This is a genomic window from Microbacterium sp. NPDC058389 (assembly GCF_042722305.1).
GTDB lineage: Bacteria > Actinomycetota > Actinomycetes > Actinomycetales > Microbacteriaceae > Microbacterium.
This window is the reverse complement of the sequence record NZ_JBHXJQ010000001.1, coordinates 448,136-459,950: the sequence shown is the minus strand read 5'-3', so window position 1 is coordinate 459,950 and position 11,815 is coordinate 448,136. Positions and strand designations below refer to the sequence as shown.

The following is an 11,815-nucleotide window of genomic DNA, read 5'->3' as shown; positions in this document are numbered from 1 at the left end:
GCTCACAAGCCCGAGTCGACGTCGATGACGAGAATGCACCCGCACTCGGGGCAGTTCACCACGGCGTCGTCGGCGGCCTGGCGGAGGACCTGCAGGTCCGTGCCGGCCAGCACCATGTGGCAGCCTTCGCACGTGCGCGCGCGCAGGAAGGCCGCACCCGCGCTGCGGGTCGCGAGGCGGTCGTAGAGCGCCAGGAGATCGGCCGGAACGGTGCCGGCGACGGCGGCGCGGTCGCGCTCGGCGGCTTCGAACGCGGCGGTGGCCTCGGCCACCGCGCGCTTGCCGTCGGCGCTGAGCTCCGCGCCTTCGGCGTTCGTCGTCGCGATCAGCGCCTCCTGCTCCGCGACGGCCGCGTCGGCCGCCTCGAGCCGCTCCATGACCGCGAGCTCCGCATCTTCGAGATCGTCCTTGCGGCGCGCCAGCGAGGCGAGCTCGCTCTCGAGGCTCTGCGCCTCCTTGGGGTTCGTGGAGGCGGCCAGCCGATCGCTGTCGCGCGCGGCTCGCGCGTCGACGACGGCGACGTCGGATTCGATGCGCGACAGCTCGGTGCGGATGTCGTCGCGGGCGCCGAGGCGGACCGAGAGCTCCTGCGAGAGCTCCTGCCGGCGTCCCAGCAGCTCCTGCACGCGGGCAGCCTGCGGCGGGTTCTTGCGCGCGCGGTCTGCCTGTCGGATGCGGGCGTCGAGCTGGGCGACCTCGACGAGGCGGCGCTGGTCTGCATGGCTGGCGTTCACGCAACAAACCTACCGTGGGGCGTCGACGCCGAGAACGGCGAGGACTAGCATTCGACGACCGGCCCTTCCGACGACGAAAGGCACGAACGATGGGTGTTCTGCGTACGAAGTCCGTCGAGCAGTCGATCGCCGACACCGACGAACCGGAATTCCGACTCAAGAAGTCCCTGACGGCCCTGGACCTCACGGTCTTCGGCATCGGCGTCGTCATCGGAGCGGGCATCTTCACACTGACCGGCCGCGCCGCACACGAGGTGGCGGGGCCGGCGATCGTGATCAGCTTCGTGGTCGCAGCGATCGCTTGCACGCTCGCGGCCCTCTGCTACGCGGAGTTCGCCTCGACGGTGCCGGTGTCGGGATCGGCGTACACCTTCTCGTACTCCTCCCTCGGCGAGCTGTTCGCGTGGATCATCGGATGGGACCTGATCCTGGAGATGTTCCTCGGCGCGAGCGTCGTGGCGCAGGGCTGGAGCGCCTATCTCGGCACGCTGCTCGCCCAGCTCGGCATCCCGATCCCCGCAGAGATCGGGTACGGCGGCACGGTCGACCTCATGGCCATCCTGCTGGTGCTCGTGCTCGGCGGGCTCATGACGTTCGGCATCAAGGAATCGCTCCGGGTGAACCTCGTGCTGGTCGCCGTGAAGCTCTTCATCGTGCTGTTCGTGATCGTCGCGGGGCTGCTGTTCGTGAACCCCGCGAACTGGTCGCCCTTCATCCCCGATCCGGCGCCCCGCGAGGCCGCGACGGGCCTCAGCCAGCCGCTGCTCCAGTTCTTCTCCGGCATCGACCCGACGGCCTTCGGCGTCGGCGGCATCTTCGCCGGGGCCGCACTCGTCTTCTTCGCCTACATCGGGTTCGACGTGGTGGCGACCACCGCGGAGGAGACGCGCAACCCGCAGCGCGACCTGCCGATCGGCATCATCGCCTCGCTGGTGATCTGCACGCTGCTGTACTGCGCCGTGGCGCTCGTGGTGACCGGCATGGTGCCCTACCAGGACCTCGACCCGGCAGCCGCGCTCGCGAACGCGTTCGCGTTCCACGGCGCGACGTGGATGGCGACGCTCATCTCGGCCGGCGCGGTCGCGGGCCTCACCACCGTCGTGCTGACGCTGCTGATCGGCGCGACACGCATCATCTTCGCGATGTCGCGGGACGCGCTGCTGCCGGTGGGGCTCGCGAAGGTGCACCCGCGCCGCCGCACGCCGTGGGTCATCTCGATCATCGTGACCGTGATCGTCGCGATCGTCGCGGGATTCACGCCGGTCGGTCTCCTGGAGGAGATGGTCAACATCGGCACGCTGTCGGCCTTCGTGCTCGTCTCGGTCGGCGTGATCGTGCTGCGCCGGCGGCGGCCCGACCTGCACCGCAGCTTCCGCGTGCCCCTGAACCCGTGGCTGCCGGGGCTGTCAGCAGCGATCTGCATCTACCTCATGCTCAACCTGACGGTCGAGACATGGCTGCGCTTCCTGGTGTGGCTCGTGATCGGCTTCGTGATCTACTTCGCGTATTCGCACCGGCACTCGCGCATCGGACAGCCCGGCTACGAGGAGTTCGCGCTCCCCCACGTCGTGTCGCACCAGCGCGAAGGAGACGAGGAGCGCGGGTGAGCGGCATCCACTGATCGTGACGGTGGGCCCTGCCGGGATCGAACCGACGACATCCACGGTGTAAACGTGGCGCTCTACCAGCTGAGCTAAAGGCCCTCGCCGTCAGTCTACGAGGTGCGTCCGCACGCTCTCGAACTCGCTAGGCTGGCAGGTGGTGCGTTGTGGCGGGCTGACAAAGCCCGCCCCGCTCCGGTAGCGATTCCCTGGCACGATCTGCCAGACGACGAAAGGTCATCTGTGACTGTCAACGATCAGGATCCGTACTCGCAGGACCCCCTCGACAGCGATCCCGACGAGACCTCCGAGTGGCAGGAATCCCTGCAGCAGCTCGTGCAGGCCAAGGGCCACGGTCGCGGCCGGGAGATCATGCTGAGTCTGCTGCAGACCTCGCACGAGCTCCAGCTGAACGTGCCGCAGGTCCCCACCACGGACTACATCAACACCATCGCCCCCGAGAACGAGCCCGAGTTCCCCGGCGACGAGGAGCTCGAGCGCCGATACCGCCGCTGGATCCGCTGGAACGCGGCCATCACGGTGCACCGCGCACAGCGCCCCGGCATCGGCGTCGGCGGCCACATCTCGACGTACGCCTCCTCGGCCTCGCTCTACGAGGTGGGCTTCAACCACTTCTTCCGTGGCCTGGACGACCCCACCGGCGGCGACCAGATCTTCATCCAGGGCCACGCGTCGCCCGGCATCTACGCGCGCTCCTTCCTCGAGGGGCGACTGTCCGAGACGCAGCTCGACGGCTTCCGGCAGGAGAAGTCGAAGGCGCCGGACGCGCTGCCTTCGTACCCTCACCCGCGGCTGATGCCCGACTACTGGCAGTTCCCGACCGTGTCGATGGGCCTCGGCCCGATCAACGCGATCTACCAGGCGATGTCGAACAAGTACCTCACCAACCGCGGCATCAAGGACCTCTCGGACTCGCACGTGTGGGCGTTCCTCGGCGACGGCGAGATGGACGAGGTCGAGAGCCGCGGTCAGCTGCAGGTCGCAGCAAACGAGGGCCTCGACAACCTGACGTTCGTCGTGAACTGCAACCTGCAGCGGCTCGACGGCCCGGTGCGCGGCAACGGCAAGATCATCCAGGAGCTGGAGAGCTACTTCCGCGGCGCCGGCTGGAACGTCATCAAGGTCGTCTGGGGCTCGGGCTGGGACGAGCTGCTCTCGAAGGACGTCGACGGCGCGCTCGTCCACCTCATGAACACGACCCCGGACGGCGACTTCCAGACGTACCGGGCCGAGGACGGCGCGTTCATCCGCGAGCACTTCTTCGGACGTGACGAGCGCACGGCCGCTCTGGTCAAGGACTGGTCGGACGACGACATCTGGGGCAAGCTGCGTCGCGGCGGCCTGGACTACCGCAAGGTGTACGCCGCCTACAAGTCCGCGGTCGAGCACAAGGGGCAGCCGACCGTCATCCTGGCCAAGACGATCAAGGGCTACGGCCTCGGCCACCACTTCGAGGGGCGCAACGCGACGCACCAGATGAAGAAGATGACGCTCGAGGACCTGAAGCACTTCCGCGACTCGATGCGCATCCCGATCTCGGACGCACAGCTCGAAGAGAACCCGTACCTCCCGCCGTACTACAACCCCGGTGCGCAGGACGAGACGATCCAGTACATGCTGGACCGCCGCCGCGGCCTCGGCGGCTTCCTGCCGGAGCGTCGCAGCCACCACGTCGGCCTTCAGCTGCCCGGCGACGACGCCTACGCGCTGCCGAAGAAGGGCTCGGGCACGCAGGAGATCGCCACGACGATGGCGTTCGTCCGACTGCTGAAGGACCTCCTGCGGGCGAAGGACTTCGGTCACCGCATCGTGCCGATCATCCCCGACGAGGCACGCACGTTCGGCATGGACGCGTACTTCCCGACGGCGAAGATCTACAACCCGCACGGCCAGAACTACACGTCGGTCGACCGCGAGCTGCTGCTGGCGTACAAGGAGAGCCCGCAGGGGCAGATCGTCCACGTCGGCATCAACGAGGCCGGAGCCGTCGCCGCGTTCACCGCGGCGGGCACCTCGTACGCCACGCACGGCGAGCCGCTCATCCCGGTGTACGTGTTCTACTCGATGTTCGGGTTCCAGCGCACCGGTGACGCGCAGTGGGCCGCCGGCGACCAGATGGCGCGCGGCTTCATCATCGGCGCCACCGCCGGTCGCACGACGCTCACCGGCGAAGGCCTGCAGCACGCCGACGGCCACTCGCCGCTGCTGGCGTCGACCAACCCCGCCACCGTGTCGTACGACCCGGCGTACGGCTACGAGATCGCCCACATCGTGCGCGCCGGCCTCGACCGCATGTACGGCGGCAACCACCCCGACCCCAACGTCATGTACTACCTCACGGTGTACAACGAGCCGCTCGTGCAGCCGGCCGAGCCGGCCGATGTGGACGTCGACGGCATCCTGCGCGGCATCCACCGCATCTCGGTCGCCGAGGGCGAGGGTCCGCGTGCGCAGATCTTCGCGTCGGGCGTGGGTGTGCCGTGGGCGCTGGAGGCGCAGCAGCTGCTGCGGGAGGACTGGGGCGTGCAGGCCGCCGTGTGGTCGGTGACCTCGTGGGCGGAGCTCCGCCGCGACGGCCTGGCCGCCGACGAGCACAACTTCCTCCACCCCGGCGAGGAGCCGCGCACGGCGTACCTGACCGAGAAGCTGAAGGATGCCGCCGGTCCCGTGGTCGCCGTCAGCGACTACATGCACGCGGTTCAGGACCAGATCCGCCCGTGGGTGCCGAACCGCTTCGCGACGCTGGGTGCCGACGGCTTCGGCTTCTCGGACACGCGGGCCGCGGCGCGCCGGTTCTTCAAGATCGACGGTCCGTCGGTCGTGGTCCGCACTCTCCAGGCCCTGGCCGACGAGGGCGCGGTGGACCGCAGCCTCGCCGCGCAGGCGATCGAGAAGTACCGCCTGCACGACGTGACCGCCGGCACGAGCGGGAACGCGGGCGGCGAGAGCTGATCCGCGGATGGGCAAGCCTGTCGAGGTGATGGACAAGACCGAGACGCTCGCGTGGCTGCGGCGCATCTCGGGCGACATCGCGACCGTCACCATCAAGCGCCTCGAAGACACGCTGCCCTGGTATGCCGAGATGCCACCGGCCCGACGGTCCGCCGTCGGGCTGGTGGCCCAGGCCGGCATCACCTCGTTCATCCAGTGGTACGACGATCCCGGCTCGACGCCGTGGATCGCCTCCGACATCTTCGCGGCGGCCCCTCGGGAGCTGCTGCGCAGCGTCAGCCTGCAGCAGACGCTGCAGCTCATCCGGGTGACCGTCGAGGTCACCGAGGAGCGCGTCGCCGGCAAGGGCGAGCACCTGCGCGAAGCGATCCTGCTGTACTCGCGCGAAGTCGCCTTCGCGGCCGCCGACGTGTACGCGCGCGCCGCCGAGGCGCGGGGGCTCTGGGACGCGCGCCTGGAGGCGCTCGTCGTCGACTCCATCCTGACCGGCGAGGCCGACGAAGAGCTGCCGAGCCGCATCGCCGCCCTCGGGTGGCACGGTCATGGCGAGGTCGCGGTGCTCGTGGGCACGACTCCGGCACAGTTCGACGTCGACCAGCTGCGCCGCACCGCGCGCAAACTCGACGTCGACGTGCTGATCGGTGTCCAGGGTTCGCGACTCGTGCTCGTCCTCGGGCGTGCCGAGCCGCCTGCGGGGACGGACGACATCGTCGCCGAACTGCCGTTCGGCGAGATCGCGAAGCGGCTGGAACCCGGCTTCGGTGCGGGGTACCTCGTGCTGGGCCCGACGGTGCCGGCACTGGTCGACGCGAGCCAGAGCGCCCGGGCGGCGCTGGCCGGCTTCGCCGTCGCGCGGGCCTGGCGGCACGCGCCGCGCCCCGTGGAGGCGGACGACCTGCTGCCCGAGCGCGCCCTGGCGGGTGACCCGCTCGCCAAGCTCACCCTCGTCGAGCGCATCTACCGCCCGCTGCAGTCCCACAGCGCGGACCTCGTCTCGACGCTGTGGGCCTACCTCGACAACGGTCGTTCGCTGGAGGCGACGGCACGCGAGCTGTTCGTCCACCCGAACACGGTGCGTTACCGCCTGAAGCGCGTGTCCGAGGTGATCGGGTGGGATGCGACGGGTCCGCGCGAGGCGCTCATCCTGCAGACCGCGCTCGTCCTCGGATCCATCGGGCCGGATGCCACCCGCCGGCGTCCTGCGGCCGCCCGGCGCGGCCCGCTCTGACGTACGCGCCCACGGCAGTGTGGGACGCGCACAAAGCTCCTCGGAATTCTTGTGACGGTGTCGCCAGAACGCGCGTCGTGATCCTTGGCAGGATGGAACGGTGCGTATCGCTGTCTTCCCGGGGCAGGGCTCTCAGTCCCCCGGCTTCCTGACTCCCTGGCTCGAGCTCGACGGCACCGCCGATCGGCTGGCGCAGTACTCCGAGTGGTCGGGCGTCGACCTGGTCGCCGCCGGCACCGAGTGGGACGCCGACCGCATCCGCGACACCCAGGTGGCGCAGCCGCTCATCGTCGCTGCCAGCCTGCTGTCGTGGAACGCGATCCCCGACCGCTCGGGCATCGCCGGTGTCGCCGGTCACTCCGTCGGCGAGTTCGCCGCCGCAGCGGCCGCCGGCATCCTCAGCGAGCAGGCGGCGCTGACGCTCGTCGGCATCCGCGGTCGCGCCATGGCGGAGGCGGCCGCGGCCGCCGAGACCGGCATGAGCGCCGTGATCGGCGGCGACGAGGCGGCCGTGCTCGCGCGCCTGGCCGAGCTGGGCCTGTCTCCGGCCAACTACAACGGAGGCGGACAACTCGTCGTGGCGGGAGCGGTCGAGGCACTGCGCGCCCTCGCCGCCGAGCCGGTCGCCGGTACGCGCGTCATTCCGCTGCAGGTCGCGGGAGCCTTCCACACGCAGTACATGGCTCCGGCCGTCGAGACGCTCCGCGCCGCGGCAGCCGAGGTCGCGGCATCCGACCCCTCCATCACCATCTGGACCAACCGCGACGGTTCGGCCGTCGCCTCGGGCGCCGCGTTCGTGGAACTGCTCGTGGCCCAGGTCGCCTCCCCGGTGCGCTGCGACCTGTGCATGGCGTCTTTCGCGGATGCCGGTGTGTCGGGCATCGTGGAGCTGTCGCCGGCGGGGACGCTGGTCGGGCTCGCGAAGCGTGCGCTGCGCGGGACCCCGGCCGTCGCCGTCAAGACACCCGACGACCTGGAGGCCGCCGCAGCGCTGGTGGCCGTCGACGCCTGACCCGGAGAGAAGCATGACCCCCACCCTCGTCCAGCCCACCGGGCCCGCCCACACCCGCATCTACGCCTACGGCGCCGCGCGCGGTGAGATCGCGGTCCCCAACGAGGACCTCATCGGTCCGATCGACTCCAGCGACGAGTGGATCCGTCAGCGCACCGGCATCGTCACGCGCATGCGCGCGGTGCCCGAGACCGACGCGATCGACCTCGCGACGGATGCCGCACGCGAGGCCATCGAGCGCTCCGGGGTGGACCCGAGCCAGGTGGACGCCGTGATCGTCGCCACGATCAGCAACCCGAAGCAGACGCCGTCGGTGTCGGCGATCGTCGCCGACCGCGTGGGCGCCAACCCGGCAGCGGCCTACGACCTCAACGCCGCGTGTGCCGGCTTCGCGTACGGCATCGCGCAGGCCGACGCCCTGATCCGCGCGGGCGCCGCGCATTACGCCGTCGTGATCGGCACCGAGAAGCTCAGTGACATCGTCGACCCGACCGACCGGAGCATCTCGTTCCTGCTCGGCGACGGCGCGGGCGCCGCCGTCGTGGGGCCGAGCGACACCCCGGGCATCGGCCCGACCGTGTGGGGCTCGGACGGCTCGAAGGCCGACGCCGTCGGCATGAACCACACCCTCACCGAGTTCCGCGACGGCGCCGCGCCGTGGCCGACGCTCCGCCAGGAGGGCCCGACCGTGTTCCGGTGGGCGGTGTGGGAGATGGTGAAGGTCGCCCGCCAGGCGCTCGAGGAGGCCGGCGTCGAGGCATCCGATCTCGCCGCGTTCGTCCCCCACCAGGCCAACATGCGCATCGTCGACGAGTTCGCGAAGCAGCTGAAGCTGCCGGAGAGCGTCGTCATCGCCCGCGACATCGAGACGACGGGCAACACGTCGGCGGCCTCGATCCCGCTGGCCACGCATCGCCTGCTCGAGGAGCACCCCGAGCTCAGCGGCGGACTTGCGCTGCAGATCGGATTCGGCGCAGGACTGGTGTTCGGCGCCCAGGTCGTCGTCCTTCCCTGACCACGCGAGCCGCGACTCTAGACTGATTCCCGGCCCGTCCGGGCACCCGTACCCCTAACAAACAGGAGAATCCCATGGCATTCACCAACGACGAGGTCCTCGCCGGACTCGCCGAGCTCATCACCGACGAGACGGGCATCTCGGCCGACGAGGTCGCCCTCGAGAAGTCGTTCACCGACGACCTCGACATCGACTCGATCTCGATGATGACGATCGTCGTCAACGCCGAGGAGAAGTTCGGTGTGACGATCCCGGACGACGAGGTCAAGAACCTCAAGACGGTCGGCGACGCCGTCACCTTCATCACGTCCAACCAGGCGTAATCCCTCCGGTGGGGGCTGCGGCCCCCACCGGCATGAACCCCACGAGGATCTAGAACGACATGAGCAACTCCCGCATCGTCGTGACCGGCATCGGCGCTTCGTCGCCGCTGGGCGGCACGGCACCCGAGAGCTGGTCCGCGCTCCTGGACGGCGTCTCCGGCACCCGCACCCTCGAACACGACTGGGTCGAGCAGTATCAGCTGCCCGTCACCTTCGCGGCCGAGGCCAAGGTCCGCCCCGACACCGTGCTCGAGCGTCCCATCGCCAAGCGCCTCGACCCGTCCTCCCAGTTCGCGCTGGTCGCGGCGATGGAGGCGTGGGCGGATGCCGGCAGCCCCGAGGTCGAGCCCGAACGTCTGGGCGTCGACTTCGCGACCGGCATCGGCGGCGTCTGGACGCTCCTGGACGCGTGGGACACGCTGCGCGAGAAGGGCCCGCGTCGCGTCCTGCCGATGACGGTGCCGATGCTCATGCCCAACGCCGCGGCCGGCAACCTGTCGCTCCACTTCGGCGCGCGCGCCTACGCGCGCACCGTCGCGAGCGCGTGCGCATCGAGCACCGAGTCGATCGTGAACGCCGTCGAGCACATCCGCGCCGGCTACGCAGACGTCGTGATCGCGGGCGGAACCGAGTCGGCGATCCACCCGATCACGGTCGCGTCGTTCGCGTCGATGCAGGCGCTGTCCAAGCGCAACGACGACCCGGCCACCGCGTCGCGTCCGACGAGCATCGACCGTGACGGCTTCGTCATGGGCGAGGGCGCCGGTGCGCTCGTGCTCGAGACCGAGGAGCACGCCCGTGCCCGCGGTGCGAAGATCTACGCGGCCGTGGTGGGCGGCGGCGTCACCGCCGACTCGTACCACATCACGGCAAACGACCCCGAGGGGCTGGGTGCCGCTCGCGCCGTCGAGCTCGCGCTGAAGATGGCGGACGCCTCGCCCGGCGACGTCACCCACATCAACGCCCACGCGACCTCGACTCCCGTCGGCGACCCGAACGAATACAAGGCTCTCAAGGCCGTGTTCGGCGGTCGCATCGACGACATCATCGTGTCGGCCACGAAGGCGTCCACGGGGCACCTGCTCGGCGGCACCGGCGCGCTCGAGGCGATCTTCACCGTCCTCGCGCTGCGCGACCGGGTCGCTCCCCCGACGATCAACCTGACGACGCAGGACCCCGAGGTGCCCTTCCGCGTCTCGGGCACCCCGACGCCGCTCGGCGACGGGCAGCAGCTCGCGATCAGCAACTCCTTCGGCTTCGGCGGTCACAACGCCGTCGCCGCCTTCGCCTCGGTCTGAGGCATCCGGTCGCCGGCCAGATCCGTCGACCCGACATACACGACAGACGCCCCCGGGAACCCTTCGACAAGCTCAGGGTCCGGGGGCGTCTGTCGTGTCAGGCGGTGGTTCGCGGTCCCGCGACCCGGGATTCATGGCCTCCGAGCCTCGGTAGTGGCGCCTCGCGCCGCCTGCGTTCTGGGGAGGCGGTGCGTCAGCCCACCTTGTGGAGCCACACGACGGGCGCGTCGTCGCTGGCATGGCGGAACGGCTCGAGCTCCTCGTCCCACGCGGAGCCGAGCGCGACCTGGAGTTCGCGGTTCAGCTCGAGCGGGTCGCTGCCGGAGATCTCCAGGGCGTACCGGATGCGGTCCTCGCCGATGACCACGTTGCCTGCGGTGTCGGTCTGGGCGTAGTGGATGCCGAGCCCCGGCGTGTGCAGCCATCGGCCGCCGTCGCTGCGCGGCGTGGGATCCTCGGTGACCTCGAAGCGCAGGTGCTCCCAGCCGCGGATGGCCGTCGCGAGTGCAGCGCCGGTGCCGGCCGAGCCTTCCCAGTAGAACTCCGAACGACGGCTGCCGGTCAGGACAGGCTGATCGGCCCAGTCGAAGTTCACTGCACGACCGAGTGCGCGGCCCACCGCCCACTCCAGGTGGGGGCACAACGCTCGTGGCGCAGAGTGGATGAAGATCACCCCGCGCGCCTGTGGTGTCGCCATGATCTCTCCGTTCGTCAGGTGCGTCTTCCCCTACGACCTGAGACGGTGTCACGGCTGTTGTTCGGTTGTGCTGCCGCCATTATCGCCGAGAGGGCGTGGGAATCACAAGACTGTGATTCCCACGCCCTCTCGGACCGGGGTGGAGGCTCAGGCCTCGCTCATCGCCTGGACCTCGGCCTTGCCCTTCGCGGCGTAGTACGCGGCGCGAGCCGCGTCGCGGCGGGTCTGCTCGGCCTGACCGGCGTCGAGAACGTCCTGTGCGACCTCGAACTGCGGTGCGGTCTTCACACCGTGGTACTTCTCGATGTAGGCGTCGAGCTCGGGGCCCGACTCCCACGACGTGATGAGGCAGTAGCGGGGCTCGGTGCCGTCGTGGTGCACCGCGTGCCACAGACGCTGCGTGTCGACGATGAGCTGGGCGCCGGCGGGCAGGGCCACGCGGTACTCGATGCTCGGGTCGGTGCGGTTCTCGCGCAGCACGAAGTAGCTGTTCTTGTCGTCGGTGAGGTTGAAGAAGCCACGCACGACCCAGCCGGTGCCGTCCGGGTTCAGACGGTTGTTGTCGTCCTGGTGCAGGTTGTACAGCGCGTCCGCGTACGAGTTCGGCTGCAGCTCGATGATGCGGCAGCGCCCGACGTTGGCGCCCGGCTCCTGCGCACGCTCGGTGAGCGTGGGTGCGAGGTCGGTCTGCGCGGGGATCCAGACGCCGTCCTTGTCGGTGCGCGGCGGCGTGTGGTTCCAGAAGCCGTTGCACTCGATCTCGCCCTTGGCCGAGGCCAGCGGCGCGAAGCGCGTGTCACCCGACGACTTCCAGTCGACGTACTCGATGTCGAGCCATTCCTTCGGGTCGATCTCCTTGCCGTAGGAGTCGAGCACCACGAAGCCGGTCTCGTCGAGAACGGCGGACTTGATGTAACCCATGACGAATCATGCC

10 protein-coding genes and 1 tRNA gene are annotated in these 11,815 nt (G+C 69.8%); 7 read left to right on the top strand and 4 right to left on the bottom strand.

The genetic code is table 11. The annotated features are described in order from the left end of the window. Positions 1–2: 2 nt before the first annotated feature. Positions 3–734, bottom strand: coding sequence for a zinc ribbon domain-containing protein (locus tag ACFWJ8_RS02350; RefSeq protein ID WP_378808422.1), 732 nt, complete (start codon positions 732–734; stop codon positions 3–5). A gap of 89 nt (positions 735–823) precedes the next feature. On the opposite strand from ACFWJ8_RS02350, the gene ACFWJ8_RS02345 reads away from it, so the two are divergent. Next, positions 824–2,341: an amino acid permease gene (locus ACFWJ8_RS02345; RefSeq protein ID WP_378808419.1), complete on the top strand. Its 1,518-nt coding sequence runs from the start codon at positions 824–826 to the stop codon at positions 2,339–2,341. A 23-nt stretch (positions 2,342–2,364) separates the two neighbouring features. On the opposite strand, the gene ACFWJ8_RS02340 is transcribed toward ACFWJ8_RS02345, so the two are convergent. Further along, positions 2,365–2,437 (bottom strand) — tRNA-Val (locus ACFWJ8_RS02340). Between the two features lie 141 nt (positions 2,438–2,578). On the opposite strand from ACFWJ8_RS02340, the gene aceE reads away from it, so the two are divergent. From aceE to ACFWJ8_RS02310, 6 genes are all read left to right on the top strand, one after another. Then, on the top strand, positions 2,579–5,308 hold the full coding sequence (gene aceE / locus ACFWJ8_RS02335) for a pyruvate dehydrogenase (acetyl-transferring), homodimeric type (RefSeq protein WP_378808417.1): 2,730 nt from the start codon (positions 2,579–2,581) through the stop codon (positions 5,306–5,308). A 7-nt stretch (positions 5,309–5,315) separates the two neighbouring features. Further along, complete coding sequence (locus ACFWJ8_RS02330; protein ID WP_378808414.1) at positions 5,316–6,536, top strand: PucR family transcriptional regulator; 1,221 nt, start codon at positions 5,316–5,318, stop codon at positions 6,534–6,536. Positions 6,537–6,636: 100 nt separating this feature from the next. Next, positions 6,637–7,548 carry an ACP S-malonyltransferase gene (locus ACFWJ8_RS02325; protein WP_378808411.1) on the top strand — a complete coding sequence of 304 codons (912 nt, stop codon included), beginning with the start codon at positions 6,637–6,639 and terminating at the stop codon, positions 7,546–7,548. Between the two features lie 13 nt (positions 7,549–7,561). Further along, positions 7,562–8,563 (top strand): beta-ketoacyl-ACP synthase III, encoded by a 1,002-nt coding sequence (locus tag ACFWJ8_RS02320; protein WP_378808408.1) that lies wholly within the window; start codon positions 7,562–7,564, stop codon positions 8,561–8,563. A gap of 74 nt (positions 8,564–8,637) precedes the next feature. Then, positions 8,638–8,886, top strand: coding sequence for an acyl carrier protein (locus ACFWJ8_RS02315; protein WP_013586517.1), 249 nt, complete (start codon positions 8,638–8,640; stop codon positions 8,884–8,886). A 59-nt stretch (positions 8,887–8,945) separates the two neighbouring features. Then, the gene (locus ACFWJ8_RS02310) at positions 8,946–10,184 is read left to right on the top strand and encodes a beta-ketoacyl-[acyl-carrier-protein] synthase family protein (RefSeq protein WP_378808405.1); all 1,239 of its coding nucleotides are present in this window, start codon (positions 8,946–8,948) and stop codon (positions 10,182–10,184) included. 193 nt (positions 10,185–10,377) lie between these two features. Here ACFWJ8_RS02310 and ACFWJ8_RS02305 read toward each other — a convergent pair whose 3' ends face one another. Together ACFWJ8_RS02305 and ACFWJ8_RS02300 are read right to left on the bottom strand one after the other, a co-directional pair. Further along, a complete protein-coding gene (locus ACFWJ8_RS02305; RefSeq protein ID WP_378808402.1) occupies positions 10,378–10,881 on the bottom strand; it encodes a DUF3145 domain-containing protein in 504 nt (167 codons plus the stop codon). A 147-nt stretch (positions 10,882–11,028) separates the two neighbouring features. Further along, complete coding sequence (locus tag ACFWJ8_RS02300) at positions 11,029–11,802, bottom strand: hypothetical protein (RefSeq protein ID WP_378808400.1); 774 nt, start codon at positions 11,800–11,802, stop codon at positions 11,029–11,031. Positions 11,803–11,815 lie beyond the last annotated feature (13 nt).

Coding starts and splice junctions, on each gene's coding strand:
- ACFWJ8_RS02330 (WP_378808414.1), top strand. CDS start 5,316: ATGGGCAAGCCTGTCGAGGTGATGGACAAGACCGAGACGCTCGCGTGG.
- ACFWJ8_RS02305 (WP_378808402.1), bottom strand. CDS start 10,881: ATGGCGACACCACAGGCGCGCGGGGTGATCTTCATCCACTCTGCGCCA.
- ACFWJ8_RS02345 (WP_378808419.1), top strand. CDS start 824: ATGGGTGTTCTGCGTACGAAGTCCGTCGAGCAGTCGATCGCCGACACC.
- ACFWJ8_RS02320 (WP_378808408.1), top strand. CDS start 7,562: ATGACCCCCACCCTCGTCCAGCCCACCGGGCCCGCCCACACCCGCATC.
- ACFWJ8_RS02300 (WP_378808400.1), bottom strand. CDS start 11,802: ATGGGTTACATCAAGTCCGCCGTTCTCGACGAGACCGGCTTCGTGGTG.
- ACFWJ8_RS02310 (WP_378808405.1), top strand. CDS start 8,946: ATGAGCAACTCCCGCATCGTCGTGACCGGCATCGGCGCTTCGTCGCCG.
- ACFWJ8_RS02315 (WP_013586517.1), top strand. CDS start 8,638: ATGGCATTCACCAACGACGAGGTCCTCGCCGGACTCGCCGAGCTCATC.